The 26,580-nt window shown below is 70.2% G+C and carries 20 protein-coding genes and 1 pseudogene; 5 read left to right on the top strand and 16 right to left on the bottom strand.

The genetic code is table 11. From position 1 onward, the window contains the following. The 8 genes and pseudogenes from ACTJKJ_RS20135 to ACTJKJ_RS20100 form a co-directional block, all read right to left on the bottom strand. A pseudogene (locus ACTJKJ_RS20135) lies at nt 1–587 on the bottom strand (hypothetical protein); the annotation flags it as partial. 16 nt (nt 588–603) lie between these two features. Beyond that, a complete protein-coding gene (locus ACTJKJ_RS20130) occupies nt 604–813 on the bottom strand; it encodes a DUF6760 family protein (protein WP_091724609.1) in 210 nt (69 codons plus the stop codon). Then, nucleotides 765–1,130, bottom strand: coding sequence for a hypothetical protein (locus tag ACTJKJ_RS20125; RefSeq protein ID WP_091724608.1), 366 nt, complete (start codon nt 1,128–1,130; stop codon nt 765–767). Before ACTJKJ_RS20125 ends, ACTJKJ_RS20130 begins: the two co-directional genes overlap by 49 nt. 13 nt (nt 1,131–1,143) lie before the next feature. Then, nucleotides 1,144–1,569 carry a phage tail protein gene (locus tag ACTJKJ_RS20120; protein WP_091724607.1) on the bottom strand — a complete coding sequence of 142 codons (426 nt, stop codon included), beginning with the start codon at nt 1,567–1,569 and terminating at the stop codon, nt 1,144–1,146. Between the two features lie 11 nt (nt 1,570–1,580). Next, nucleotides 1,581–2,762 (bottom strand): phage tail sheath family protein, encoded by a 1,182-nt coding sequence (locus ACTJKJ_RS20115; protein ID WP_440821534.1) that lies wholly within the window; start codon nt 2,760–2,762, stop codon nt 1,581–1,583. Nucleotides 2,763–2,778: 16 nt separating this feature from the next. Further along, nucleotides 2,779–3,609 (bottom strand): Pvc16 family protein, encoded by an 831-nt coding sequence (locus ACTJKJ_RS20110; protein ID WP_183479543.1) that lies wholly within the window; start codon nt 3,607–3,609, stop codon nt 2,779–2,781. Then, complete coding sequence (locus ACTJKJ_RS20105; protein WP_440821533.1) at nt 3,599–5,773, bottom strand: AAA family ATPase; 2,175 nt, start codon at nt 5,771–5,773, stop codon at nt 3,599–3,601. Before ACTJKJ_RS20105 ends, ACTJKJ_RS20110 begins: the two co-directional genes overlap by 11 nt. 15 nt (nt 5,774–5,788) lie before the next feature. Next, nucleotides 5,789–6,034: a hypothetical protein gene (locus ACTJKJ_RS20100; RefSeq protein ID WP_091724603.1), complete on the bottom strand. Its 246-nt coding sequence runs from the start codon at nt 6,032–6,034 to the stop codon at nt 5,789–5,791. A 314-nt stretch (nt 6,035–6,348) separates the two neighbouring features. Between ACTJKJ_RS20100 and ACTJKJ_RS20095 the strand changes: the two genes are divergently transcribed. Continuing rightward, on the top strand, nt 6,349–7,437 hold the full coding sequence (locus tag ACTJKJ_RS20095; RefSeq protein ID WP_440821532.1) for a sigma-54 interaction domain-containing protein: 1,089 nt from the start codon (nt 6,349–6,351) through the stop codon (nt 7,435–7,437). 101 nt (nt 7,438–7,538) lie between these two features. On the opposite strand, the gene ACTJKJ_RS20090 is transcribed toward ACTJKJ_RS20095, so the two are convergent. The 8 genes from ACTJKJ_RS20090 to ACTJKJ_RS20055 all read right to left on the bottom strand — a co-directional run bounded on the left by ACTJKJ_RS20090 (nt 7,539) and on the right by ACTJKJ_RS20055 (nt 18,387). Beyond that, nucleotides 7,539–8,438: a YihY/virulence factor BrkB family protein gene (locus tag ACTJKJ_RS20090; protein WP_091724601.1), complete on the bottom strand. Its 900-nt coding sequence runs from the start codon at nt 8,436–8,438 to the stop codon at nt 7,539–7,541. Between the two features lie 7 nt (nt 8,439–8,445). After that, complete coding sequence (locus tag ACTJKJ_RS20085; protein WP_440821531.1) at nt 8,446–9,267, bottom strand: helix-turn-helix domain-containing protein; 822 nt, start codon at nt 9,265–9,267, stop codon at nt 8,446–8,448. A gap of 31 nt (nt 9,268–9,298) precedes the next feature. Continuing rightward, nucleotides 9,299–10,039: a lipase secretion chaperone gene (locus tag ACTJKJ_RS20080; protein WP_440821530.1), complete on the bottom strand. Its 741-nt coding sequence runs from the start codon at nt 10,037–10,039 to the stop codon at nt 9,299–9,301. Nucleotides 10,040–10,062: 23 nt separating this feature from the next. Beyond that, nucleotides 10,063–10,917: an alpha/beta hydrolase family protein gene (locus ACTJKJ_RS20075; RefSeq protein WP_091724598.1), complete on the bottom strand. Its 855-nt coding sequence runs from the start codon at nt 10,915–10,917 to the stop codon at nt 10,063–10,065. Between the two features lie 224 nt (nt 10,918–11,141). After that, entirely contained in the window at nt 11,142–11,645 is a 504-nt protein-coding gene (locus tag ACTJKJ_RS20070; RefSeq protein ID WP_440821529.1) for a GFA family protein, read from the bottom strand. An 85-nt stretch (nt 11,646–11,730) separates the two neighbouring features. Then, nucleotides 11,731–13,476, bottom strand: a complete 1,746-nt coding sequence (locus tag ACTJKJ_RS20065) for a hypothetical protein (protein WP_440821528.1) — start codon at nt 13,474–13,476, stop codon at nt 11,731–11,733. Nucleotides 13,477–13,600: 124 nt separating this feature from the next. Beyond that, nucleotides 13,601–16,822: a TonB-dependent receptor gene (locus ACTJKJ_RS20060; protein WP_440821527.1), complete on the bottom strand. Its 3,222-nt coding sequence runs from the start codon at nt 16,820–16,822 to the stop codon at nt 13,601–13,603. A gap of 38 nt (nt 16,823–16,860) precedes the next feature. Beyond that, the gene (locus ACTJKJ_RS20055) at nt 16,861–18,387 is read right to left on the bottom strand and encodes a hypothetical protein (RefSeq protein ID WP_440821526.1); all 1,527 of its coding nucleotides are present in this window, start codon (nt 18,385–18,387) and stop codon (nt 16,861–16,863) included. Between the two features lie 413 nt (nt 18,388–18,800). On the opposite strand from ACTJKJ_RS20055, the gene ACTJKJ_RS20050 reads away from it, so the two are divergent. The 4 genes from ACTJKJ_RS20050 (at nt 18,801) to ACTJKJ_RS20035 (ending at nt 26,545) form a co-directional block, all read left to right on the top strand. Then, nucleotides 18,801–21,014, top strand: a complete 2,214-nt coding sequence (locus ACTJKJ_RS20050; RefSeq protein ID WP_440821525.1) for a WD40/YVTN/BNR-like repeat-containing protein — start codon at nt 18,801–18,803, stop codon at nt 21,012–21,014. Between the two features lie 93 nt (nt 21,015–21,107). Beyond that, nucleotides 21,108–22,772: an alpha-L-fucosidase gene (locus ACTJKJ_RS20045; protein ID WP_440821524.1), complete on the top strand. Its 1,665-nt coding sequence runs from the start codon at nt 21,108–21,110 to the stop codon at nt 22,770–22,772. A gap of 19 nt (nt 22,773–22,791) precedes the next feature. Next, nucleotides 22,792–24,444 carry an alpha-L-fucosidase gene (locus ACTJKJ_RS20040; RefSeq protein WP_440821523.1) on the top strand — a complete coding sequence of 551 codons (1,653 nt, stop codon included), beginning with the start codon at nt 22,792–22,794 and terminating at the stop codon, nt 24,442–24,444. A 52-nt stretch (nt 24,445–24,496) separates the two neighbouring features. Then, nucleotides 24,497–26,545, top strand: a complete 2,049-nt coding sequence (locus ACTJKJ_RS20035) for a beta-galactosidase (protein ID WP_440821522.1) — start codon at nt 24,497–24,499, stop codon at nt 26,543–26,545. Nucleotides 26,546–26,580: the final 35 nt, after the last annotated feature.

The raw sequence follows: 26,580 nt of genomic DNA, 5'->3' as shown, positions 1-26,580 counted from the left end.
AGCACCGCCGCGGACGGGGCCGGCGGCAGTTCCTCGCGCGTGGCGCCGCGGCGCAGGCGCGTCGCGATCTGCGCCGCATGCGCGGCCGCGACCGGCGCGATCGGCTGGACCCCGGCACGCAGCACCGGCGCGGACGGCGACGCCGCCAGCATCGGCCGCGCGGTCGCCTCCCTGGCCGGCACGAAGAGCGGCGCGGCCATGCGGTGCGTCATCGGCACGCTCGCCATCTCGCCCGGATGTCCGGGCGCGCCGTCCGGTCCCGCGGGTCCGGGCCGCCCCGGGCGGCCATCGGGTCCGGCGCTCGCGATGGTCATGCGAGGGGTCTCGGCGGGCGCCTGCAGGGCACCCACGGGCATCGGCTGGCGCAGCACCATCGGCGCCGCCGGCTGGGCGCGCAGGCTCAGCGGGAAACGCGCCGTGACCGCCAGCCGCAGGTGCTGGTGGACGACCGGTCCCGCGTGCGCTTGCACGACGGTGCCGGCCGCGCCGGCGCCGCGTCGCAGCGCCATCTCGCCGGCCGCGCGCCACGCGTCGATGCGGCCATGCCGCGCGCGCAGACGCCCTGCCCATGCTTGCCATCGGTTCACGTCGACTCCTGTGGTGTCACTGAACGGCTTCGCTGTTGGCTCTGTCGTTGATCGCGGAGATCTCCTCCACCCAGCGCTGGCGCTCCTTGTGCTCGAGCAGGAGCACGTCCTCGTGCGACCAGTGGAAGTGGTAGGCGACGAAGGCTACCTCCCTGTACAGCGCGGACAGGGGGTAGCCTACGATCCCCCCGGGCTGTTCATCTCCATCGCGAACTCGTGCGCGCACTTCGGGCAGGCGGCCTCGATCGTGGCGCGGCCGCTGCGATTGATGCGGTTGTAGAACTCCTGCAGGTAGGCCAGGTCGGCCGCGTAGAGGCCCTCGACCACCTTGGGCGTGACCTGCCCCACCGAGCCGAGCCGCGACAGCACGCGCGACAGCAGGATGATGGTCAGGTAGGCCTCGTTGCCCTGCACCCGCGGGTCGCGCAGCGGCAGGATCTCGTCGGCCGCGGTGGCCAGGCGCATCACGCCCTCGCGATGCAGGTCGCCGTCGGCGTCGACATACCCCAGCGGCAGCGTGAACTCGAACTCGGTCTGGAACATGGTGCTCCCCGGTTCAGGCGCGCTCGACGCGTTCGCAGCTCACCGTCAGCGCGTCCAGCGACACGTCGTTGCCCTTGGCGTTGAAGTCCGGCCCGTCGTACTTGCTGGGCCAGGCGCTGAAGAAGTTCCAGCGCACCTTCTCCTGCCCCGCGTCGTCCTGCAGGATGATCGAGCCGTTGCGCCGGTCGATGGTCCCGTTGACCGCGGCCAGGTGCCAGTCGTAGAGCTCGCGCGAGTCGGTCACGCCCCACTTGAGCGTGATGTCGGGATAGGACACCTTGCCGGGCAGCTTGCGCACGGTGGCGACCTCGCCGCCCTCGCGGTACTCGACCACCTCGATGTTGGAGCCGAAGCCGCTGCACTCCGCGAAGCCGGCCTGCACGATGCCGTCGATCTCCACCAGGAAGCGGAAGTTGCGATAGGGATCTTTTCTGGCCATGTCTGCTCTCCTCAGGCGCCGGTGTTCTGCTGGATGCGGAAGATGACGAACTCCGCGGGCTTGACGACCGCCACGCCGATCTCGGTGATGACGCGCCCGGCCTCGCGCTCGCTGGCCGGATTGGTCTCGAGGTCGCACTTGACGAAGAAGGCTTCCTTCGCTGTCGCGCCGAACAGCGCGCCGTCGCGCCACTGGTTGTAGAGGAAGTCGCTGACCGAGCGGATGATCCGCTGCCACAGCGCCGGCGAGTTGGGCTCGAAGACGACGAACTGCGTGCCCTCGTCGATCGATTCCTTCAGGAAGTTCATGAAGCGCCGCACGTTGAGGTAGCGGTACTCCCCGTTGCGGTCGCCGCCGAGCGTGCGCGCGCCATAGACCATCGGCGAGCCGCCGAAGGGCCGGATCACGTTGATGCCGGGGGGGTTCAGGCTGACCTGCTTGTCCTTGCCCATCGGCCGCTCCAGGTCGACGATGCCGATCACGCCCTCGTTGGCCGGTGCCTTGTGCACGCCGCGCGTGGCGTCCACGCGGGCCCAGATGCCGGCCACGTGGCCGCTGGGCGGCTGGTCGATCAGCTCGGTCTCCGGCCCGGTGCCGGTGAACAGCGGATTGAAGACCTTGACCCACGGGAAGTAGAGCGCGCCGTAGCTGAACTTGTCCGGCGTGGACGGGCCGCCGCCGGGCATGGGACCGCCGTAGATGTCGGCGGGCGTGCTGTCGGAGGCGGGCGCGTGCTCGCCGTCGAGCACGGCCACCCGGTCCTGCATCTCGAAGCAGTGGTCCATCAGCTGGACCTTGGCGGCGGTGCCCTGCGCGCCGGGCGCGGCGACGATGGCGATGTCGTCGAAGGCCTTGAGCGTCTCCAGCGGCGCCTGCAGGTTGGCCAGGCCGCCGGCCGCGACCGGCACCACGTAGCAGGTGGTGCCGCCGTTGGCGAAGAAGCCGAACACCGCCAGCGCCAGCATGCGGTTGGCGGTGGTGTGGATGGGCGTCGTCGGCGTGGCGCCGGCGCCGACGATGAAGGTGGCGAACTCGCCCCAGTTGGTGAACTTCCTCGGTTTGCCGACATCGGCCGGATCGAGCCGGTCGGCCACGCCGATGAAGGCGGCCGTGCTGGTGCCCACGCCGGCGATCGGCCGGGCGACGGGCGGGACTTCTTCGACGTAGACGCCGGGTGCGAAATAGTTAGCCATCGATGCCCTCTCTCGGTCAGATCAACTGCACGTCGTAGCCCGCGACCGCGGGGGCCGGGACGACGATGGCACGGTCCCGCGTGACGGCGCCCGCCGTCACGCGCAGGGTGTAGCTGCCCGCCGCGACGGCCGACAGCGAGAACTTGCCTTCGGCGTCGGTCAGCGTGCTGCGGCCGCGCCCCAGCAGCTGGACGCCGGCATTGGCCACCGGCACCGACGCGTTGTCGCGCACCACGCCGCCGATGCGGAAGAACGGCGCTTCCAGCGCCGCGCCGTCGGGCAGCGATTCCAGGCGGATCTCGCTGGTGATGACGCTGGGATAGGTCTCGGTCTCGAAGACCTCCAGCGACACCGTCACCGACAGCAGCAGCGAGGCCTTGATCCGGTTGCCGATCGCGGCCCAGAACTCGGCCGGGTTGCGCACGCCGTCGGGCTGCACCATCAGCATCGGCAGCGGCGGCTCCTGCGCCTGCAGCGCCGGCGTCAGGAAGGCCGGCGGGATCACCGGCGAACCGGCGATCAGCTGCAGCACCTGGCCCAGCAGCTGGTGCTCCTGCTTGGGCAGGTCGGTGCCGCCGACCGGCCAGGCGGTGACCAGGTAGAGGCAGTTGGCGCGCCACGCTGGCGGCACCACGAGCGACTGGCCGCCGACTCGGCGCGTCACCGGCTCGTTGTTGCGCAGCTCCAGGTGCTCGCGCACCTCGAACAGGAACAGGTTGACCGTGGTCTGGTCGAGCGCGTACGGATCGGTCGGCCGGTCGAAGCGGATCGCCGCGTCGCGCAGCGGCGGCGCCAGCCCCGGCTGCTTGAAGAAGGCCTCCAGGCTGTCGGTGACCTCATGCAGCATGACGATCTCCCGCCCGGGCCAACGCCTCCACGCGCGCCGCGTAGGGGCCGAACTCGCTGCCGGCGACGCGCCGGCCGGACTTCTCGATCTCGCGCCGCGCGGCCCACAGCAGGTGCTCGGTCTTGAGCTCGCCGCCCTGCTCCGCCGCCAGGAAGGCCGCGGCCACCGCGATGTTCTTCACCGCGCCGCCGGGCACCTTGAAGTTGGCGGCCAGGAAACCCAGATCCAGGTCCTGGCTGCGCGGCACCTTGGGCGGCCAGATCGATTCCCACAGCCGGCGCCGGCTGTCCTCGTCGGGGAACGGGAAGTCGACGATGAAGCCGAGCCGGCGGGTGAAGGCCACGTCCAGGTTCTGCCGCAGGTTGGTCGCCAGGATGCTCAGGCCCTCGTGTTCATCGAGCTTCTGCAGCAGGTAGGCGACTTCGATGTTGGCGTAGCGGTCGTGCGCGTCCTGCACCGTGGTGCGCTTGCCGAAGAGCGCGTCGCACTCGTCGAAGAACAGGATCGCGTTGCCCGCGCGCGCCTCGAGGAACAGGCGGTCGATGCTCTTCTCGGTCTCGCCGATGTACTTGCTGACGACCTGCGACAGGTCGATCTTGAACAGGTCCAGCCCGAGGTCGTTGGCGATGACCTCCACCGCCATCGTCTTGCCGGTGCCGGGCGGGCCGCTGAACAGCGCGCTCAGGCCCTTGCCGACGGAGAGCTTGCGGTCGAAGCCCCAGTCGCCGAACACGACATGGCGGAAGCGTGCCTGGCGGCAGATCTCCTTCAGCTGGGCGATCGCGTCCGGCGGCAACACGAGGTCGTTCCAGACATGCAGCGGGGCGAGCTTGCGCGCCAGCGTGCCGGGGTCGCGCGAGAGCTGCTGGCGCGCGGCCCGGGCCAGCGCGGCCGGGTCGGGCGTGGTCTGCTCCAAGGCGGACTGGCGCGCCGCATGCGCCGTGGCGGCGGCGATCTGCGCCTCGTCGAGGGGATACCGCGCGGCGAGGTCATCGAGGGCGCGGGGATCGAGCTCGATGCGCTGGCCGCGCAGGCCGGCGGCCCAGGCGGCACGGCGGTCGCGGAAGCCGGCCGCGGCCACCGGCACCGACGCCATGCCGCGAAAGCGCGGATCGCAGGGCCGGGCGCCCGACATCACGATCACCAGCCCCGCCGCCGGCGTCCGCGCCGCGAGGGCCTGCGCCAGCGTGCCGCGCTCCGCGTTCGTCAGCGCGTCATGCCCCTGCAGGTGGACGACCGCCGACAGCAGGTGCGCCTCGCGCAGCAACAGCTCGAGCGTGGTCGCGAACTGGTCGGCCGGATCGGCGGCGCGCACGAGGTCGACGACGATCAGCGACTGCCCCAGCCGCGCCGCGAGCTTCGCCGCCGCGGCCTCCTGGCCGGCACTGGATTCGCCTTCCAGGTAGAACTGCGGGCCGCTGCCGTCGGCCAGCGCCTTGGACAGGCTCAGCGCCAGCGTGTCGGCCGCCCCGCCCTCGCCGGCCTCGGGCGCCGCGGTGAACCGCGCCACGCCGCGCAACCGCGCGTCCAGCCAGGGCTGGCCCAGCAGCAGCCGCACCACCGGTTCCTCGAGCTTGATCGCCTGCGACAGCAGCGGCGTGCCGATCGCGCCGGCATCGCCGGCCAGTTGCACCAGCCGGTGCCGCACCAGCGGCGCCTCGGGACCGAAGCGGGCGCGCGCGAGGATCTTGGCGTCGCGCGACGCGCACAGCAGGTTGAGCACGAGGTCGACGGTGGGCCTGCGCCGCGTCACGTCGTCCTGCAGGTAGGCATAGAGCCGCTCGTAGCGCAGGTCGACCTCGGGCGCGAGCGCGACCAGCACGATGTCCAGGTCGATGGTGTCGAGCCCGAAGGCCTGCTGCAGCCATGGGAAACGCGAGCTCTCGGGCATCGGCGGCGGCGCGGCGGGCTCCACGGCGCCGGCACCCGGGCCGTGGCCGGCCAGCCACGGTTCGCCGGGCCCCTGGCGGACGAGCCGCTGCACGTCCTGCGTCGTGACGTAGAGGCCGCGATACGGCTCGGGCTGCGTGCCTGCGGCCGCCGGGACCGCCGCGGCATCGGCCGCGTTGGCGGCGCGCTCGAGCATGCGGTCCAGCCGGCCGAGCGCGGCCCACAGGCCTTCCATCTGGAAGTCCGGCGGGCGGTTCGAGGCGATGGCGGGCATGGCGGTACGCATCCGTCAATGCCGCGCGGGCGGCAAGGCGCGATAGACGGTGCTGCCGTCGACCTGGGTGATGACCTCGATGCGGCCATCGGCCACCAGCAGCACCAGCGCCGCCTCGGCGGCGCTGCGCAGGTCGTCGCGCTGCTGCCGCACCAGCCACCAATCGCAGATGCCATCGATGGAATCGCAGGCGCCGGGATGCGCGATGACGTAGCGCAGGATCATCGCGGCCACGTCGGCGCTGGACGGAGGGGTGGTCATGCCGGCTGACCATGCGTAAACCGTGCCAGGGGGCCGGCTCGCCTCAAGTCCTTGATTTGATTGAGGCAATCGTGATCTGCGTCACATCGTCCGAGTCACCGCCGACACGGACCCGCGCGACCGCGGGCAAGGCCGCGATGCCGTCGTGGCGGGCCTCGCGAGGCCCTGTGTCGATCGCGACACGGCCGTGCCGCGATGGCACGGATGGCCCGATCGCGCCTGGGTTGTAACGGTCGTCAACATTAGGGAGGTGCTCGGCAAACGGCCTTCCGTACACTGCCTGCCGACCGATGTCAGGCCAGGGAGGCGACACGATGAGCACCCCAACCAAGGCTCACCCGGGGACGCTGGACGCGATGCTCGTGGGCACGTCCGCGGGCTTGCGCAAGGCGCTGGACCTGGTGGCACGCTATGCCGATTGCGCGGCGCCGGTGCTGGTGGTCGGCGAGACCGGCACCGGCAAGGACCTGGTGGCGCGCGCCATCCACTACCTGGGTCCGCGGCGCGACGGCGCCTTCATTCCCGTCAACTGCGGCGCGCTGCCGGACACGCTGATCGAGAGCGAGCTGTTCGGCCACGCGCGCGGCGCCTTCACCGACGCGGCGCGCACGCGCCGGGGCCTGGTGCGCGAGGCCGAAGGCGGCACGCTGTTCCTCGACGAGATCGAGGCGCTGTCGCCGCGCGGCCAGGTGGTGCTGCTGCGCTTCCTGCAGGACGCGTCGTTCCGCGCGGTCGGCGACGACCAGACGCACAAGGCCGACGTGCGCATCGTCGCGGCCTGCAACGTCGACCTGTTCTCGCTGTCGCAGCAAGGCGGCTTCCGCTCGGACCTGTTCTTCCGGCTGGACGTGCTGCGGGTGGACCTGCCGCCGCTGCGCGAGCGGCCGGAGGACCTCGACCTGCTGGTGCCGCACCTGCTGCGCGGCGTGGCGCAGACCACCACCGGGCCGCCCAAGGCGATCAGCGACGAGGCGCTGGCGCTGCTGCGATCGCTGAACTGGCCGGGCAACGTGCGCGAGCTCGAGCACACGCTGGTGCGAGCCTGCCTGAGCACGACGGCGGGCTGCATCGACGTCGACACGCTGCTCACCAGCTCACCGGGGCTGCGGGAAGCGGCGACGCAGCGCAGTGGCGAACGCGGCTGCGCCTCCTTGCGCGAAGCCAAGCGCGCGGCGGTGGTCAACGTCGAGCGTCAGTTCGTGATGGAGGCGATGGCCGTCGGAAACGGCAACATCAGCGAGGCCGCGCGCATCTGCAACATGCAGCGGGCCACGCTGAGCAAGCTGGTGAAGAAACACGGCGACGCGCTGGCCTGCCGGGACCGCGGCGCGGCCAAGCCGGCGGATACCGGCCGGTCGCTGTACCTGACGACCACTTCGCCGACCATCCGGACCTCGAAGTGACCGGGCTGCTGGCCCTCGATAACCCGACGCAGGGCCAAGCGTGTTGGCGCGCAAAGGAGGGCCTCGGCTGCTACCGGCATGCAGCTTCCCCGATCGCCGATTCACCGCTCAGCCTCCTCCAGGTCATTCCCCGCCCCGACCAACCTCCCCCGGATCACCGCATTCACCTCAGCCCCATAGATCAGCGTCGCCGCGCTGAGGTAGAGGAACACCAGCGTGGCCACCACGCCGGCGAAGCTGCCGTACAGCAGCGCCAGCTTCCCGGCGCTGCGCAGCGAGTACGACAGCACCGCCACCAGCGCCACCCACAGCGCCGCGCCGACGACGGCGCCGGGCAGCACGGTGCGCAGGCGCTGGCGGATGTCGGGCAGCCAGCCATACAGCAGCGCGTACAGCACGGTGAGCATCGGGAATGCCAGGCCGTAGCGCACGCTGTTGCGCAGCCAGAGCGTCTCCTTGCCCACGCCGGTGCTGCGCTCCAGCGCCTCCCACACGTAGGGCATGACGATGATGGAACTGAAGGTGAGGAGGATGCCGCCACCGACGACCACGGTGAACACCGTCACCTTCAGGCGCGCCCGCCAGAACGACAGCCCGCGCTCGATGCCGTAGGACCGGTTGAGCGCGGTGCGGACTGCCTGCATGCCGGAGGACGCGGTCCACAGCGTGACGAACAGGCCGATGGTCACCAGCGTCTGGCTGCGCTGCGCCAGCACCTGGTCGACGACCGGCTGCAAGGCGCCGCGCACCAGCGGCGGCGCGTACTCGGCCACACGCCGCGCCAGCGCCGCGGCATCGCCGGGAGCGCCGATGTACGCCGCGCCCGCGGACAGCAGCACCAGCAGCGGAAACATCGACAGCACCATCGAGAACGCCATGCTGCCCGCCTGGTTGGCGCTCTGGTGGAGCACGTAGTTGCGCACGGCCAGCAGCAGCACGCCCAGGCCAGGCGCATGAACAGCCGCATGTCGAAGTCGATGCCAGAGCGTCGGGCGTGTCACGAAGGGCTCAGTTGAAGGTCTCCGACAGGCTCACGCGCTGTCGCCAGGCGTGGTCGACGCGGCCGTCGAGCGAGCCGTCGTGCTGGGCGAAGTAGCGCGACGGGCAGTCACCGTAACAGCGCATCCACACCTTGGCCAGGTGGGCGGAATCGGTGAACCCCGACGCCTGCGCGATGCTGGTCAGCGCGCGGCCGCTGCCGAAGAACATCGCCGCGCGCTGGATCTTGGCGGCCAGCGCGTACTGCCGCGCCGTGATGCCGAGCGAGCGCACGAAGCCACGCGAGGCCTGCGCCGCGGACAGGCCCACCGCCGCGCCCAGCGCCGTCAGGTCCAGCGACGGGTCCAGGCGCAGCGCGGCCATCATCTGCCGCACGCGGACCTCCAGCGGTCGGTGCGGTGCCACGCTGTCGGCGACGCTGCCGACCAGCAACTGCACCGACGCCTGCAGGCGCCGGCCGCTCAAGGTCCGATGCGCGAAGGCGCGCGCGCAATCGCGCAGGCCGGCGAAGCCGTGGGCGTCGAGCACGCGCACCGGCGCGCGGTCGGGCCAGTGGCTGAAGGTGTTGTAGCGCGGGTGGGTGGGCTCCAGGTCGATCAGCACGACGGGTTGCCCGCCCGAGTCGATGGCACGCCAGGAAAACGGGCGGATCGCGATCAGGTGACCTCGCCACTGCTGGCCGTCGGCGCTGATGCTCAGCGGCTGCGGCGTCAGCGCGCAGGCCAGCGTCGCGGAGTGCCGGCAGACGCGCGACCGCAAGGCCGCGCTGGCGTAGATGAAGCTGTCACCCAGCAGGCCGAGGCGAGGCTCGACGGTGTCGCCAGAGGTCATGGCGGCATGCTCCCCGGCGTGCGTCGCGGCGTCAAGGCGGAACAACACCGCGCTCCTGGTCATAGCGGACCTGGGCCCGCATCGCCTTCTCCTCCATGCTGCGCGCGGTGGAGGTGTCCTCCCGCATCAGCTCCAGGATCCGGCGCGCGACGGCATCGTCCTGCGCGAACATCTGCCGCGCCGCGTCGGCGCCGAAGTGGCTGGCCCGCAGCGCCTGCATCGCCTGCAGTTGCGCGAGCCCCTCCTCGGGCACCAAGGGCGCCCTGCCCGGCGGGAACGCGGCGGCCTGCGCGCCCTGGTAGGCCTCGAACTGCGCGACCAGCTCGCGCGCCCGCGCGGCGGCGGTCGGCGTCAGCCCCGCCAGTTCCGCGTCCAGGCGCGCGGCCAGCGCGTCGCCTTCATGGAGCGCCAGCAACGCCTCGACCCGCAGCCGCATCGCCTGGTCGACGACCAGCCGGCCCTGCGCATCGACCCGGAACACGCCGGAGGAGGTGCCAGCAAGGTCTGACCCCACCGACGCCTGGGAGGATGCCGGCGACGCCGACGTCCCCTGCCCTGCGACGACAGGCGCCGTGCCGGGCGGTGTCCCCGCTTCGGACGACGACGCCGCGGCCGGGGTGCGCGCCCAGGGGAACACCGCGGCGGGTTCCTCCGCGGCCGCCGGGGCGAGTGCCGCGGCGGCCAGCCAGACCAGGAGGATCGCCGAACCGAGGCCGGCGGCAAGGGCCCAGGCGATGCGCCGGCCCCGGGGTCGATCGGACGGGTGCGACATGGCGTCCTCCTGCGGCTGCGGGCTCAGTACGGGCAGTTCTGGCTGTAGCGGTCGAACACCAGCGCCGTGGCGTAGGCCTCATGTGGCGCGCCGCAGAGGAAGGGCGAGTAGCGGCTGTCCGCGTCGACGAAGCGCTTCATCCACGCGGTGCCGTAGCGGCCGATCGGCGTGTTCGTGCTGTTGGGCGTGAAGTGGCTCGCGCCGTTGAGCTCGGCGTAGGCCTTGAAGGTCGTGGCGGGCAGGCTCGCGTAGAACGGCCGCGCATGCACGGCCACCGAGGCCACCGCGTCGCCATCCGCGCCGACGATCAGCGTCGGCACCCGCACCTGCGTGAAGCTGCTGCTCAGGTTCCACGGCGTCAGCGGCAGCGCGGCCTTGAGCGTCGGGTTGTTCTGCGCGGCGATCAGCGCGCCGCCGCCGCCCATCGAATGTCCCGCCACCGCCAGCCGGGTGCTGTCCACGCGGCTGCGCACGGTGCTGCTCGCGCTGTTGACGACGTGGTTGAGCGCCGCCATCAGCTGCGTGGCGCGGCTGGCGGGCTGGTCGAGCGTGGTGTTGGTGTTGATGGTGATGACCACCAGCCCGTGCGTGGCCAGGCGGCGGCCGAGCCAGGCGACGCTGGACTCCGTGGCGGTGAAGCCCGGGCTGATGGCCACGACGCCGTAGCGCCCGGTCGCCGTGGGGTAGTAGATCGTGCCGCCGCCGAAACCGCGCGCGAGCACCACGTTGCTGGTCGAGACCGCGAACGGTCCGGCGGTGGCATTGAGGCTGGCGGACGTGGGGTCCGGACCGACCTGGGCCGAGGCGCCGGCGGCCGCGAAGGTGCCGCACAGGACCAGGGCGCGCAAGGCGCGTCGCAACGAAGCTGACTGGGTCATGGTGTCTCCCTGAGTGGATGCGCCCGCGATGCAACATGCATCGGGCGAGGCGCAGTCTAGGAAGCACATCGGCCAGGCGCCTTGTATGCAACGGCGGGGCGCCCCCCTAGGATCATTGAGGGAAAACCCGGAGCCCCGTCGCCATACCCTGGTGCCCTGCCCTCGCGCCTCCGGCTCCGCCATCGCACGGCAAGGGCCTCAGCGCCTGGCCGGTCGCTCCAGCGCTAATCGAGGTCGCCTTCGATGAACGGGTTGTCGGCCTCGTACTCCGCGCGGGTCTTGCGGCGATGGTTCCCCGCGAGGGGCACGGCGGCCATCGCCCGGTCGACGTAGATCTCGGACCGCAGCGGCCAGGGGCGAGCCGCATCGAAGAGCCCCGGCATGAGTTCGTAGTCCTTGGGCTGGCCGGCGTCGTCGACGTCGTTGAACCAGAGGTGCGAGCCGCAGCGCGGGCAGAAGGCGCGCTCGGCGAAGGAGGACGAGCGGTAGCGCGTGACCTCGCCCTTGACCGTCACGGCGGAGACGTCGGCGGTGAAGCACAGGAACAGGCCGCCGGTCCATCGCTGGCACATCCGGCAATGGCAGGCGCCGACGCGCGGGTCGTGGTGGCCCGCGACGGTGATCGTGACCGCGCCGCAGAGGCAATGGCCGGTGAGCGCCGGGGCGCTGGGACTCTCGGCGGCGGACGCGGCTGAGGACGGGGCGGACTCGGCGGTCGTTGGCTGCATGGGCGTGGCTCCGGAGGATGGCGACGCTCAGGGGCAACCGGCGCGCCGGGGCCAAGGCCGACGGGCAGCCGGCGGCGTCTGCGCCCTAGCGCCTCCCTGCGCCGCCCGCAGCGTTGCCTGGGGGCGGCCCGCCATCGCTCTGCTGCTGCCTATCCTTGATGAAGGCGTCCGCAGCCTCCAGACCCGCGCTGAGTTCGACCTTCTGCAATACGCGCCGCTTGTTGAGGGTCCATTCCTTGACCGGCGCGTCCGGCACGTCGGTCCGGCGCAACTCGGCGAGGAGTTCGCCGCGCGTCACGCCGGTCTCGAGTCGCCCCTGCCACTCGCGCGCCCATTGCGCCATGGCGGCCGGGACTTCCCCGTTCTGCGCGAGCGTGCCCAGGGCCTGGTACGCCTCGTCCGCCTTGCCGGTCAGCGCATAGGCCAGCGCCGCGAAGCGGGTGAGCGCGTCCACGTCTCGCGCGGTCTGCCAGACGGCAATGACGCCTTGAAACGCGGCGTCATCCGGCGGGTCCGCCGCGGCGACCTCCGCCTTGAACCCTGCGAGAGCGACTTCGGGTGATCGCGGGTTCAACGCCAGCGCGCGTTGCAAGTGCTGCCGCGCCGCCTGGAGATGAGCCGCCCGGGACGCGCCTTCGCCGCGCCCCGCAAGACTGAGATGCGCCCTGCCCGCCAGGTAAGGAGCCTCGAAGCCCGTGTCGTCCTCCCGCAGGTCGGCCTCCAGCCGGGAGAGCGCCGCCTGCGGATCACCCCAGTCGATCTGCGCCCGGCTCCAGGTGAGTCGCCCTGGCCGATCCTCCGGGAACCTGGCCGCCAGCTCGGAGGCTTCCTTCAGCAGGGACTCGCCGACCTGCCGGCCCGGGCAGGACCGCAGGGCGGCGTCCACCAGCACGAACTCGCCCGCTCCCCGCGTGAGCGTCCGGAAACGGACCGGCGTCGGGGGGAGCGACTGGGGCGCACCTCGCAGCACTTCCATGCCGCGCTGGCCGTAGCGCCACATCGCCGGGCCGAGCGCCGCGCTTGTCAGGCCAAAGGCCCGTTCGAACGCCGCGGTCGGCGACGCGCCGTCACCGACGAGCCGGAGATAGCGGCTGAGGCGCCTGCGGTTGTCGTCCGAGGACAGTGCGTAGTGCGTCAGCAGCCAGGACTTCGACTGGAACTCGAGACGCGCGCCGGCTTCGCCGCCATGGCCGTGCGCATCAGCCAGCCGATGCGCCAGCACATCCTCCCATTCGAGGTGGTACTTGCGCCCCGCCCCCAGGAACCTCAGGTAGCCGGCGACGTCCCTGGGCGCCCGCCCGACGACCGTCTGCTGCGCCGAGAACCGCACGCTGGAGAAGTACTGGGCGAAGCCATCGATGAACCACGCGGGGCTGCGGATGTCGGTATGGCGATAGAGGAAGTGCCGCGCATAGGCCTCGAAGACATGCGTCAGCGAATCGTTCAGCGGCGCCTTCTCGAGTTGCTCGTCGTCCAGCGCGGCCATGCGTTCCAGGTGAACGCCGAAGCCCTGCACCCCCTCGGCGCAGCTGGTGTACAGGCCGACGGCATCGACCGGCACGCTGCCCGGGACCGCCCGCAGGCCCGACAGGCTGGCGTGGTAGTACAGCGTCAGTTTCGATGCCGGCGGCTCGGCCTGCGACTCGGCGGGGCCGGCCGGCAGGAGGTAGGCCCGCAGCAGCCGGTCCAGCTTCTCCAGGTTGTCCAGCAGGGGCGCGACGTCCTCCTCGCGGGTGTCCGAGTACACGACGAAATGCGGGCTCTCGGCACGGAACCACGGCGAGACCTCCGTCTTCCTGCCGGCCACTTCGACGCGGTCCAGGTTGGCCATGCCGGCTTGCTGGGCGCAGGCCGCGCCGGCTGAGAGCAGGACGAAGGTCGCGGTGAGCGCGACCCGGAACGACATGGGCATGACTTCGCCTTGTTGGGGTCGGGGCTTGCGCCCCGACCTCGCCTCAGAGCTCGTACCGCGCCGTCAGGTAGTAGCTGCGTCCCGGGAAGTTCCAGCTCGCGCCCATGGCACCCGGCGTCTGCTGGAAGGTGCGACGAACCGTCACGTTGTTCAGGTTGGTCACGCTGAGCGACAGCCCGAACTTCTCCGTGAAGTTGTACGACACGCCGCCATCCCACTGCCCGAAGGCCTCCTGGTACTGCGGCAGGCCCCACCAGGTGTCCTGCGCGCCGGCGCGCGCGGGATCCGCGCTCGTGCCGTTCTGGCCATTGAAGTCGACGCCGACGTTCCTCAGCACGCGGCTGGTCCAGTTGTAGGCCAGGCGGGCCGAGAAGCCGTAGCGGTCATAGCGCAGCGCGAAGTTGGCGGCGTTCTTCACCAGGCCGGGCACCGGCAGCGCACCGAAGGGCCTGCCGTTGGTGTCGCAGCCGTACACCTTGAGCGCGTCGCTCGTGATCGTGCCGTTGGGCGGGCAGAACTGCACCTGCGCATCGCGGTAGAAGCGCTGGCTGCTGCCGAGGTAGGTGTAGTCCGCCGACACGCCGAAGCCCTTGGCCCAGTCGGGCAGCCGGTCCTTCAGGAAGTCGAAATGGTCCAGGTAGGTCTCGGCCTTGAGCTCGATGCCATGCACCCAGGCCCGGGCCGCGTTGCGCGGGCCCTTGATCTGGAAGGTCTGCGGGTTGCCCGCCAGGCTGTTGTAGTCGCGCGTGTAGGTGGAGTCGTAGATCACGTCCTTCACGTCCTTGTAGAAGGCCGTGACCGACACCATCTGGCCGCTGCGCGGGTACCACTCGAGGCCCAGGTCGAAGTTGTCGGACGTCAGCGGCTTGAGCTTGGCGTTGCCGGTGTTTTCGCCCGTGTAGGTGATGCGGTTGTTGGCCGTGTCGATGTTCTGCTTGAGCGACACCGATTCCTGCAGCTGGTTGAAACCCGGCCGGTACACGCTGCGGGCCGCCGCGATGCGCCCCAGCAGCTTGTTGTCGCCCGTCAGGTTGAACTTCAGGTTCAGCGAGGGCAGCACGTCGACATGATTGGCGTCGACATTCAGGTTCTCGTTGATCGGACCGAAGCGCGGCACGTCGGGCGGCGTGCGGTCGTCGTAGGTTGCGTCGAAGGTCGTGTGCCCGTGCGACGAACGTCCGGTGTAGACCACGCGCAGCCCCAGGTTGCCGTCCACCGGGATCTTCCAGTCATCGAAGCCGAAGCGCAGGCTGCCGTAGACGGCATGGGTGCGCTCGGAGACGTTGCTGGTCATGTTCGGGTTCAGCCCGTAGTACAGCGTCGTGTCGTACTGGTAGTCGCTGGCGTTGCAGGTCGGGACGTTGATCTGGTTCTGCGGGTTCTTCGCGTTCTGCCCCTTCGCCCACGCCTGCGAGTCCAGGCACTGGTTGTATCGGACGTCACCGATCAGCTTGCTGTAGGTGTTGTAGTCCTTGAGCGCGCCGTAGGTCGGGAACACCACGCTGGGCGGCTTGTTGCCGCCGAAGGCGGCGTAGTTGAACAGCTCCACCGGCGCGGCCGCCGCGTAGCGCGGATCGCTCAGGTAGGCGAAGTTGCCGCGCGACTTCCAGCTCTGGTCATCGGTGGGGCCGGGCAACTGGCCCGGCGTGCTGGTCTGACGCACCACCCAGGGTTCGGCGATCGACTTCCAGCCGACGCTGGTGGGGTCACCGGCATAGACCGCCACTTCGCGCTTGGAGGTGCGGTAGGTGGTGCGGAAGCCGACTCTCAGGTCGCGCAGGATCGAATCGTCGAACACGTACTTGCCGTCGACCTTCCACGCATACAGGTCGGCGTCCCCCTTGTAGCGGCCGGGCATGACCGACAGCCAGAAGTAGTTGCCCGGATCGGCGAGGAAATTGCGCGACCGCTCGTCGAAGCCGATCTGCACCGGCTTGCTGCCCGAGGTGGTGATGTCCATGCTCGGCACGAAGGTGGCCGTCTGCACTTCCTCGCCGCGGGTGCGGAAGGTGGACTTGACCCATTGCAGATCGTTCTGCAAGGCGAAGCGGTCGTTGACGGCCCACTGGAAATTCCAGGCCAGCTCGGCGGTGTTGGTGTGGTGCTGGGTGAACGCCCGGCTGGTGCCCATCATGATGCCGCCGTCGGCGAACTGGTTCGCGCCCTTGCCGCCACGGTTGAAGTCCGTGACGTTGCCGTTGGCATCGCGCGGCAGTTGCAACGGATAGCTGTAGTGGCCCGACACCACCACGCCCCGATCGTCGACCACCGGGTTGTCGACCCGCACGTTGTACGGCGACATGTTGAAGTTGCCATCGGCGAAGCTCGGGTAGATGTTCGAGCCGGTGTTCTCCTCCCGCGACTTCGACACGAAGGCCGTCAGCGACGACTGCATGTTGTTCTTCTTCCACTGCAGCGCGCCGTAGAAGCCCTTGCGGTCGCTTTCACCGAGGTTCTGCCCCCAGTCCGCCGCGCCGGGCACCCACACCGTCCGGCCGGGCACGACGTCGCTGCGCGGGTAGTAGGGCTGGACCTCGAGCTTCTGCTGCTCATAGGTCGAGTGGTTCATCGCCAGGTCGACCAGCGCACCCCAGCGGCCCGACTCGGCCTCCCACCTCGTCGAATAGAGCCCCGAGAGCGTCGGCGAGGCCTTCTTCGTCCGCTGCTCGTAGTTGCTGCCGAAGGAGACGACGCGCTTGGTGCCCTCGTAGTCGAACGGCAGCGCCGTGCGCAGGTCCACCTGGCCGCTGACGCCGCCTTCGATCTTTTCCGCCGAGGGGTTCTTGTAGACGTCCACGCCGGCCATCAGCTCAGAGGGCACGGCGCTCCAGCTCAGGTCGCGCCCCGGCCAGCCGGCCGAGAACACCTCACGGCCGTTGAGCGTGGACGAGCCCCACGAGAGCCCGCGCACGTTGATGCGGTCGTCGCTCCCTTCGGAAAAATGCTTGGGGTCGTTGTTGGTCGAACGCAGGCGTTCGATGGTCACGCCGACGATGCGCTGCAGCACCTCGGTGATGGACTTGTCGGGCAGCTTGCCTGCTTCCTCCGCCACGACGGAGTCGACGATTTCCTCGGAGTTCTGCTTGATCTTCTGCGCCGACTGCAAGGCGGCGCGCTGGCCCTTGACGACGACGGTGCCGAGCGCGGCCGGCGTCTCGGGCTCCTTGGGGGGCGGCGTGGTCTGGGCAAATGCGGTGCTGCCAGCGGTCAGCAACAGCATCTGGACCATGCCGCGATGGACGGCGGTGGTGCGGAACTGTCTCATCGTTTTTCTTTCTGATTCGGTTGTGCGGCGCCTGGCGATCACTGGAAGGTGATCGGGCCGAAGACGGTGACGTCGGTGCTGAGCGTGTAGCCCGGGTCGGTCGGCGCGGGCAGCGTGCCGTCCGCATTCGGCGTCGGTCGGCTCAGGTTGATGCTCGGACCGAACTGCAGGGCGCGCACGCCGAAGCTGCGGATCTGCGCCAGCCCGGCTTCCGCCGTCTGCGCGATGTCGGTGCCGCAGGTTTCCGTCACCGAGAAGTTCTTCAGCGGGAGGAAGTAGGCGGAGGGCGCGGCGGACGTCGGCTGCACGTTGACCGAGGCGGTGATGTAGCACTCGTCGCCGTTGGCCTTCTTCTGCAGGTTGTTCGTCTGGATGCGGACCGCCACGGCGCCGCCGCCATCGAACAGCGTCTGGTTCAGGCCGAGCGTCACGAACAGCGACTCCTCGGTCTTGAGGTCGAAGGGCAGGCGATCGCCGCTCGAGGTCTTGGGCGCGCCGATCTCGTAGTTGTAGTAGGCCCACCATCCGGCGGTGGAGCCATCCCAGCCGCTGCCCGCCTTCTGTTTGATGTCGAACCCGAAGGTCGACGAGAAGGAGGTCACCGTCAGGTTGCAGAAGGACGGGTCCGCGCCGCCGCACCACCCGGAGATGGGCACGCCGGCGCCGGTGTTGATGTCGCCGAACTCCAGCGTGCGGTTGGTCGTCGGGTTGAATCCGCTCGCGAAGAAGTGCGGATCGACGACCACGCCGAGGTTCTCCGTGGCGCCGCTGGTGCTGGACAGGGTCAGCGTGCAGGTGCCCTTGGCCAGGATCTGCAGCTCGCTGCCCGCCACCGCGCAGACGGCGGGCGCGGTGCTCGCATAGCTCAAGGCACTGCCGTCCGCGTCGGTGGTGGCCAGCGCGACGATCTGCGTCTTGCCCTGGCTCTGCACGACGGCCGGCGGCAGCGGCGACACGGCGATCACCGTCGTGCCGGCCAGGGCCTCGTGGCTGGCGTCGGCGGGCGCGGTCACCGTCAACTGGCACAGCCCGTCGCCGAGTGCCGTCAAGCTGGTGCCGCTGACGGTGCAGATCGAGGGCGTGGTGCTCTGGTAGGTCGCCGCCAGCCCCGCATCCGTCTTGCCCGACAAGCTCACCGTCGCCGTCGTGGCGCGCCGCATCACCGCGACCGGCACGACCGGCGTCTGCGCGCGTCCCAGCACCTTGAACAGCTGCCCGACCTCGTCCGCCGCGGCCCATTGCTTGCCGTTGGCGCCGGCGCCGCCGGCCTGGCTGGCGATGACGCTGCATTCGCCCTTGGCCACCAGCGTGAGCTGGTCGCCGGAGACGGTGCAGATGTCGGGCGTGCCCGACCTGAAGGCCACGGGGAGGCCTGAATCGGCGGTGGCCTTCAGCGTCACCGGCCCGGCAAGCAGCGTCGCGCCGCCGGGGTAATTGAAGCTGATGGCCTGGAACGCGCCGGAGCTGCCTCCGCCCTCGCCGCCCCCGCCGCCGCAGGCCACCACCAGGGCGCTCGCCGCGAGCACCGACAGCTTGGCCCGATGTCTCAACACCTTCTTCGTCACGTTGTGTCTCCTTTTTTTGTAGGTGGCCGGAGCGCTGCCCAAGCCTCATCAACGGCTGCTCATCTGGTTAGACCAGAATTGCTGGATTGACCGTTAAATCATATGTTTGGCCTGACCAAATCAAGCTAGGGCAAACGCCCGGTCTGACCAACTTCCAGCAGCGACCCTGGGTTCTTCTGATGCGAAGCGGCCCGACCGGATCGCCATGGTCGGCGGTGGTCGCGCCAGACGCTTCACGACCTCGTCACATCGTCATCACGACGGCGCCACTGGCGCTCAGGCGCTGCGGGCGCGTCCAGACGATGGCGAGCTCCCCATTGGGGTATGCACTGGTAAGACCAAATTCCGGTTCTGGCAAAGTGGATATACCAATTGAGCAAGACCCCGGGATGCCCCGTGGGACAGCCCCACGCATGCCCCTCCTCCGAACCATGACCTCCTGGCACTCGCTGTTCGCCACCGCCCTGGCGATGCTGGCCTTGAGCGGCCAGGCCGAGTCCTACCGCTGGGACAGCCTGGCCATCGGGGGCGGTGGCTACGTCGCCGCCCTCGTGACGAGCAAGACCGAGCGTGGCCTGATCTACGCCCGCACCGACGTGGGCGGCGCCTACCGCTGGGAGGCCACCAAGCGTCGCTGGGTGTCGCTCATGGATGGGGTGTCCGAGGCCGACGTCGGCTGGTTGAGCGTGGACGCGCTCGCGCTCGATCCCAAGCACGGCGATGTCCTGTACCTGCTGGCCGGCGTGCCGTATTTCAGCGAGGGCAGGACCGTCGTGATGCGCTCCACCGACCGCGGCGCCACCTTCAGCCGCATCACCGACGTGAGCCACCTGCTGCGCGCCAACGGCAACGGCATGGGCCGGGGCAATGGCGAGCGACTGCAGGTGGACCCGGGCGACAGCAGGGTGCTCTACCTCGGCTCGCGCGCCAACGGCCTGTTCAAGAGCACCGACGCCGGCGCGAGCTTCTCGCGCGTCGAGGCGCTCCCCGTCACCACGACACCCAACGAGACCGGTCTCAGCTTCGTGCTGATCGACCCGACCAGCGTGGCCCGGGGCCTGGCGCAGCGCCTGTTCGTCGGCGTCTCGCGCTTCGGCTCGGTGGGCCCCAACCTTTATCGCAGCGACGACGCCGGCGCCACCTTCCAGCCGGTGCCCGGCGCCCCGTCCGGCCACATGCCGCAGCGGGCGGCGCTCGCGGCCGACGGGCAGCTCTACATCACCTTTGGCAACGGCGCCGGCCCGCATGGCGACTGGAAGCAACTGACGCCGCCCGAGCCCCAGACCAGCGGCCAGGTGTGGAAGTACGAGGTCGCCGGCGGCCGCTGGACCAACGTCACGCCGGGGGGCTTGGACAAGCCCTTCTCCGGCGTGTCGGTGGACTCCGGCAATCCGAAGCGGGTGGTCGTCTCCACCATCAACACCTGGATGCCGCAGGGCGGCAGGAACGGGGGCGACCGGTTCTTCCTCACCACCGACGGCGGCGACCACTGGACCGACGTGGTGGCGCGCGGCTTCGCCATGGACACCCGCGGTGTCAGCTGGGTCGCCGGTTATGCCATCCACTGGGCCGGCGCCATCGAGTTCGACACCGCCGATCCGCGCGCCGTGTGGGTGACCTCGGGCAACGGCATCTTCCGCACCGACGACATCGACGCCACGCCGGCCACCTGGCGCTTCATGGTCGACGGTCTCGAGGAAACGGTGCCCAACGTGGCCATCAGCGTTCCGGGCGGCCCGCTGCTGTCGGCGATCGCCGATTTCGACGGCTTCCGCCATCAGCGGCTCGATGCCTACGCGCCCATCCACGAGCCGCGCATCGGCTCCACCACGGGCCTGGCCGTGGCGGGCAGCCGCACGGCGGTCGTCGTGCGGGTGGGCGAAAAGAAGATGTACCGCTCCACCGACACGGGCCGCACCTGGGTCGAGGTGGCCGGCATGCAGGGCAGTTCCGGGACGGTGGCGCTGTCCGCGGATGGCGTCAGCCTGCTGCACAGCTTCCGCGCCGGCGATGGGCGTCCCGTCACCGTGCGTTCCGCCGATTTCAGCCAGGCCCAGCCGACCTGGGTGCCGGTGCGTGGCCTCGAGGGCGCAGCGGTGCGGCCGGTGGGCGACCCGGTGAACCCCGCCAGGTTCTACGCCTATGACGCCGGCACGGTGCGGGTCAGCACCGACGGCGGGGCCAGCTTCGTGGCCACCGCCCGGCTGCCCGCCGGCGGCTCGCCGCTGGTGCGCGTGGCGCCGGGACGCGAGGGCGACGTGTGGGTGCCGCTGAAGGACGGCGGCCTGGCGCGCTCCACCGATGCCGGCCGCAGCTTCAAGACGCTCGCCGCCGTCGACCGCTGCGGCGCCGTGGGCTTCGGGAAGGCCATGGCGGGTGCGCCCTACCCCACCGTCTTCATCTGGGGCGCTCCCAAGGGCGAGCCGCTGGGCGTCTATCGCTCCACCGATGCCGGCGCCACCTGGCTGCGCATCAATGACGACGCCCACCAGTTCGGCGGCCCCGGCAACGGCCAGTTCGTGACGGGCGACATGAACGTCGAAGGCGTGGTCTACATGAGCACGGTCGGCCGGGGCATCGTCTATGGCGTGCCCGCCGACGGCCACGACGCCCGCTCCCCGCCCTGACCGACCGACCGTCGCTGGTCCTCACCGCTCGGCGAGCCCCGCCAGCGCTGTGTTCCAGCGTTGCCCGTCATCTCTCACCTTCACCACGCCCCGATGCAAGCACCCAAGAAGACCCTTGGCGCGGACTGGACACGCCGCTCGTTCCTCCAGGCCTCGGCCGCCGCCGGCGCGCTGGCGGCGCCGCATGTCCATGCCGCCCCGGCCGCGCCTGCGGCGTTCGCGCCGACCTGGGACTCGCTGGTCGGCGGCTACCGCGCGCCGGACTGGTTCCGCGACGCCAAGTTCGGCATCTGGGCCCACTGGAGCGCGCAGTGCGTGCCCGAGGTGGGCGACTGGTACGCGCGCAGCATGTACCTGCAGGGCCATGGCCACTATGACCATCACGTGAAGACCTATGGCCATCCGTCCAAGGTCGGCTTCATGGAGATCCAGAACCGCTGGAAGGCCGAGCACTGGCAGCCGGAGGAGCTGATGGACCTGTACGTGAAGGCGGGCGCGAAGTACTTCGTGGCGCTCGCCAACCACCACGACAACTTCGATGCCTACGACTCGAAGTACCACGGCTGGAACAGCGTGCGCGTCGGCCCCCGGCGCGACATCGTCGGCATCTGGGCCAAGGCGGCCCGCCGGCGGGGCCTGCGCTTCGGCGTCAGCAACCATTCGGCGCACGCCTGGCACTGGCTGCAGCCGGCCTACGGCTATGACGCCGAAGGCCCGCTGGCCGGCCAGCGCTACGACGCCTTCCGCCTCAGGAAGGCCGACGGCAAGGGCCAGTGGTGGGAAGGCCTGGACCCGCAGGAGCTGTACACCGGCCCCAACATGGTGATTCCCGACGGCATCACCAGCATCAAGGCGGCCCAGGACTGGCACGAGGCCAACGACCGCATCTGGAACGAGGATCCGCCCACCGGGAACCCCGCATTCACCCGCCAGTGGTTCCTGCGCTGCCGCGACCTGGTCGACAGCTACCGCCCCGACCTGCTGTACTTCGACAACTACGGCCTGCCGCTGGGGCAGGCCGGGCTGGACATCACGGCCCACTTCTACAACGCCAGCATGGCCTGGCACGGCGGCAGGCTCGAGGCCGTGGTCAACGCCAAGTTCCTGCCGCCCGAGCGCCGTGCCGGTCTGGTGGAGGACACCGAACGCGGGTTCCGGGAGGGCATCGAGCCCCTGCCGTGGCAGACCGACACCTGCATCGGCGAATGGCACTACAACCGCTGGATCTACGAGGGCCACCAGTACAAGCCGGCCGCCGCGGTCATCCACCGGCTGTGCGACATCGTCGCCAAGAACGGCAACCTGCTGCTGTCGGTACCGCTGCGCGGCGACGGCACCCTCGATGCCGACGAGCGCAAGATCCTGGCCGACCTCGCCGAATGGATGGGCCGCAACGCCGAGGCCATCCACGGCACGCGCCCCTGGCGCCGCTACGGCGAAGGTCCCACCCGCGTCCGCGCCGATGCCGAGGAAGGCCAGCCCATGGTGTTCGGCGCACAGGACATCCGCTACACGACCAAGGACGGCGCGCTGTACGCCATCGCCCTGGGCTGGCCGGAGAGCGGCGTGCTGCGCCTCACGGCCCTGGCCCGGGATTCGGCGCTGGCGCCCGGGGCGATCGAGCGCGTCGAGGCGCTGGGCGCCGCGCAGCCGCTGAGCTTCTCGCGCACGGCCAAGGCGCTGGAGGTGCGCGTGCCGGAGGGCCTGGCCGGCTCGGCAGCCATCGCGCTGAAGATCCAGGGCCAGGGGCTGGTTTGATCACGCTTGGAGTCCTCACATGCACGCAGGCAAGACCGGCGCCGCGTTGACGCGCCGATCCCTTCTCCAGGCCACGGCCGCGGCCGGCGCGCTGGCGTCGGCGCGGGTCCATGCCGCTGCGCCTGCCTTCACGCCGGACTGGGAGTCGCTCATCGGCGGCTACCGCGCGCCGGACTGGTTCCGCGATGCCAAGTTCGGCATCTGGGCCCACTGGACCGCGCAGTGCGTGCCCGAGGCGGGCGACTGGTACGCCCGCAACATGTACCTCCAGGGCCATGCCCAGTACGCGCATCACCTGAAGACCTATGGTCATCCGACCCAGGTCGGCTTCATGGAGATGAACCATCGCTGGCGGGCCGAGAACTGGGATCCCGGCGCCCTGCTGGACCTGTACGTCCGGGCCGGCGCGAAGTACTTCGTGGCCCTGGCCAACCACCACGACAACTTCGACAACTACGAGTCGAAATACCACGGTTGGAACAGCACGCGCATCGGCCCCAGACGGGACCTGGTCGGCCTGTGGGCCGAGGCGGCCCGCCGGCGCGGCCTGCGCTTCGGCGTCAGCAACCACTCGGGCAACGCCTGGCACTGGTTCCAGACCGCCTACGGCTATGACGCGCAAGGGCCGCTGGCCGGCCAGCGCTACGACGCCTTCCGCCTCACCGTGGCCGACGGCAAGGGCACCTGGTGGGAGGGACTGGATCCGCAGGACCTGTACACCGGTCGCAACATGGTCATCCCCGATGGGTTCACCGACGTCAAGGCGGCGGCCGAGTGGCATGCCGCCAACGACGGCGTGTGGCACGTGCCGCCACCGGCGCACAACCCGGCCTTCACGCGGCGCTGGTTCCTGCGCTGCCGGGACCTCATCGACCGCTACCGGCCGGACCTGCTGTACTTCGACAACGACGGCCTTCCGCTGGGCCAGGCGGGGATGGACATCGCCGCCCACTTCTACAACGCCAGCCGGGCCTGGCATGGCGGCCAGCTGGAAGCGGTGCTGAACACCAAGGGCCTGCAGGGAGATCGCCGCCTCGCCGTGGTGGAGGACGTCGAACGCGGCTCGCGCGACGACATCCAGCCCCACCCCTGGCAGACCGACACCTGCATCGGCGACTGGCACTACAGCCGCAGCGTCTTCGAGAACCACCAGTACAAGTCGGCCGCCACGGTGCTGCACATCCTGTGCGACGTCGTGTCCAAGAACGGCAATCTGCTGCTGTCGGTGCCGCTCAAGGCGGACGGCACGATTGACTCGGATGAGCGCCAGACGCTGGAGGGCCTTGCCGCCTGGATGGCGCGCCACGGCGAGGCCATCCACGGCACGCGGCCCTGGCGACGCTTCGGCGAGGGCCCGACGGTCGTGAAGGGCGGCGCCATGAGCGAGCAGCCGGCGACGCCATTCACGGCGCAGGACATCCGCTTCACCACCCGGGGCGACGCGCTCCATGCCATCGGGCTGGGCTGGCCGCAGGACGGCGTGATGCGCGTCCAATCGCTGGCCCAGGACTCGGCCTTCGCGCCCGGCAGCATCGACCGCGTCGAGGTCGTCGGGGCCGCGGGCAGCCTGCCTTTCCAGCGCACCCGCCAGGGGCTGGAGGTGCGCGTGCCGGAGGGATTGGCCGGCTCGCCGGCCATTGCGCTGAAGGTGTTCGGTCGCGGCCTGGCCTGAGTTCCGCCGCGACATCCAACCAGACACAAGGGCTCTCGCCGAGCCGCTCACCATGCAAGCTCTCAAGAAGACCCTCATTGCCTGCGCGCTGTCGCTGGCGTCCCTGACCTCCGCGTGCGCCCAGAGCGCCGAGGGCCATCCCGACTGGCCAGGCCCCGGCCAGCTCTTCGCCGGCGTGAACTATCAGCCGGTGGACCGCACGCTCGAGCAAGTCAGGCGCGATGTCGCGCTGATGAAGCAGTCCGGTTTCAAGGTCGTGCGCATGGGCGACCTGGCCTGGGACTACTTCGAGCCCGAGGAAGGCCGGTTCGACTTCAGGCACTTCGACGCCGTGATGGACGCGGTGCATGCTGCCGGCATCCGTGTGATCCTGGACATCCCCGGCCTGCCGGCGCCGATGTGGCTGCATCACAAGTACCCCGGCGTCGACATCACCAACCAGGCCGGCACGCGGCTGGCCCCGGCCGAGCGCTACATGGACAACATCGGCGACCCGGACTACCGGCGCCTGGCCATCCGCATGGCCGACACCCTGACCAAGCGCTATGCCAAGCATCCAGCCTTGCTGGCGGTGGGCTATGACAACGAGATCGGCAACGGCTTCATGTCCTACTCGGAGGCCGATCGCAAGCGCTTCGTCGAATGGCTGAAGAAGCGCTACGGCAGCATCGAAGCCTTGAACAAGGCCTGGGCCACGCAACGCTGGTCGCGTCGCATCGGCAATTGGGACGAGGTGCGCTTGCCCTACGCAGACGGCCCCGGCCCGGCAGAGCGCTACCTGGACCTGCGCCGCTTCTGGTCCGATGTGACCATCGCCACGCTCGGCGATCTGGAAGCGGTGCGCAGGAAAAACACGCCCAACAAACCAGTGCTGTCCAACTACTGGGACTGGTCGGGCCGCCGCGGTTTCGACTTCCTGGGCAGCTACCGTCAGCACACCACCTATGGCGCCATGGGCTTCTATGCCGGCGACGCGATCAACGGCGGCTGGGAGGCCACGATGATCAAGGGCGGCATGAGCACGCCGACCTGGTTCAACGAGTTCGCCGCCGGCGGCGGCGGCTCCTACGGCAGCAAGGGCTGGTCGCGCATGTGGGCCCACTTCGTACTGCTGATGGGCGGGCAAGCCGCGCTGGCCTGGACCTTCAACAGCCACCTCGGCGGCGAGGAGCAGGCGCTGATGGGCCTGATCGACCATGACGACCGGCCCTCCTGGAAGCTCGCCGAATGGGCGGCCATCGCCGCGGACTACGCCAAGCTGGAGAAGCTCGGATTCCCGCGCCGCGTCGAGCCGCAGGTGGCCATCGCCTACTCGTTCGAGAACGTCCACGCCACCAGCCCGAACGGCCCGTCCAGCACGGTGCGCCAGTACATCAAGACGCCCTACCTGAAGCAGGCGCAGGGCGCCTTCGAGCCGCTGCTCAAGGACAACGTCGACGTCGCCATCATCAAGCTGTCCTACGAGGACCTGAGCCGCTACCGCCTGATCATCCTGCCCGGCATGTACCTGCTGGACCAGGCCTCGACCGAGGCGGTGCGCCAGTTCGTCGCCGGTGGCGGCACGGTGGTGATGACGGCCCAGTCCGCCAAGGTCGGCGACAACAACCAGTGGCACAACACGCCGTTGCCGGGCCAACTGACCGATGTCTTCGGCCTGCGCACCAACGAGTTCTACGACGCCGCGGGCACCTTGACCCTCGGCGGCGAGGAGATCAAGGGCACGGTCGAGCATTACGAGGTGCTGGAGCCCTCCAGCGCGCAGGTGCTGGCGCGCTTCACCAACCTGGAGGGCACGCCGCCCGCCATCACGGTCAACCGCTTCGGCAAGGGCAGTGCGTACTACGTCGCCACGCCGGCGCAGCCGCAGATCATGCGGCCGCTGCTGCGGCAGCTCCGGGCCGAGCTCGGCATCGCAGCCGGCCCCAAGACGCCGGACGGCGTCTTCGCCCGTGCGGTCGACGGCCGCGTGCTCTACGTCAACACCAACAACGCGCCGGTCGACGTGACCATCGACGGCGCGATGCATGGCGTGCTCAGCGGCAAGCGCTTCGACGGCACGCTGCGGCTGGAGGCGCGAGGCGCGGACCTGCTGGAGCATTGAGCGCGGGACGGAACTGCGGGACAGGAACCCGGCTT

This window comes from Roseateles sp. 22389, from assembly GCF_052044995.1.
Taxonomy (GTDB): domain Bacteria; phylum Pseudomonadota; class Gammaproteobacteria; order Burkholderiales; family Burkholderiaceae_C; genus Roseateles.
The sequence above is the reverse complement of the archived record's forward strand: the minus strand, read 5'-3'. Positions and strand labels throughout refer to the sequence as shown.

Bases quoted from the DNA above. Each gene is read 5' to 3' on its own strand.
- ACTJKJ_RS20125 (WP_091724608.1), bottom strand. From the start codon at position 1,130: ATGTTCCAGACCGAGTTCGAGTTCACGCTGCCGCTGGGGTATGTCGAC.
- ACTJKJ_RS20120 (WP_091724607.1), bottom strand. From the start codon at position 1,569: ATGGCCAGAAAAGATCCCTATCGCAACTTCCGCTTCCTGGTGGAGATC.
- ACTJKJ_RS20115 (WP_440821534.1), bottom strand. From the start codon at position 2,762: ATGGCTAACTATTTCGCACCCGGCGTCTACGTCGAAGAAGTCCCGCCC.
- ACTJKJ_RS20110 (WP_183479543.1), bottom strand. From the start codon at position 3,609: ATGCTGCATGAGGTCACCGACAGCCTGGAGGCCTTCTTCAAGCAGCCG.
- ACTJKJ_RS20105 (WP_440821533.1), bottom strand. From the start codon at position 5,773: ATGCCCGCCATCGCCTCGAACCGCCCGCCGGACTTCCAGATGGAAGGC.
- ACTJKJ_RS20100 (WP_091724603.1), bottom strand. From the start codon at position 6,034: ATGACCACCCCTCCGTCCAGCGCCGACGTGGCCGCGATGATCCTGCGC.
- ACTJKJ_RS20095 (WP_440821532.1), top strand. From the start codon at position 6,349: ATGAGCACCCCAACCAAGGCTCACCCGGGGACGCTGGACGCGATGCTC.
- ACTJKJ_RS20085 (WP_440821531.1), bottom strand. From the start codon at position 9,267: ATGACCTCTGGCGACACCGTCGAGCCTCGCCTCGGCCTGCTGGGTGAC.
- ACTJKJ_RS20080 (WP_440821530.1), bottom strand. From the start codon at position 10,039: ATGTCGCACCCGTCCGATCGACCCCGGGGCCGGCGCATCGCCTGGGCC.
- ACTJKJ_RS20075 (WP_091724598.1), bottom strand. From the start codon at position 10,917: ATGACCCAGTCAGCTTCGTTGCGACGCGCCTTGCGCGCCCTGGTCCTG.
- ACTJKJ_RS20070 (WP_440821529.1), bottom strand. From the start codon at position 11,645: ATGCAGCCAACGACCGCCGAGTCCGCCCCGTCCTCAGCCGCGTCCGCC.
- ACTJKJ_RS20065 (WP_440821528.1), bottom strand. From the start codon at position 13,476: ATGGCCAACCTGGACCGCGTCGAAGTGGCCGGCAGGAAGACGGAGGTC.
- ACTJKJ_RS20060 (WP_440821527.1), bottom strand. From the start codon at position 16,822: ATGAGACAGTTCCGCACCACCGCCGTCCATCGCGGCATGGTCCAGATG.
- ACTJKJ_RS20050 (WP_440821525.1), top strand. From the start codon at position 18,801: ATGCCCCTCCTCCGAACCATGACCTCCTGGCACTCGCTGTTCGCCACC.
- ACTJKJ_RS20045 (WP_440821524.1), top strand. From the start codon at position 21,108: ATGCAAGCACCCAAGAAGACCCTTGGCGCGGACTGGACACGCCGCTCG.
- ACTJKJ_RS20040 (WP_440821523.1), top strand. From the start codon at position 22,792: ATGCACGCAGGCAAGACCGGCGCCGCGTTGACGCGCCGATCCCTTCTC.
- ACTJKJ_RS20035 (WP_440821522.1), top strand. From the start codon at position 24,497: ATGCAAGCTCTCAAGAAGACCCTCATTGCCTGCGCGCTGTCGCTGGCG.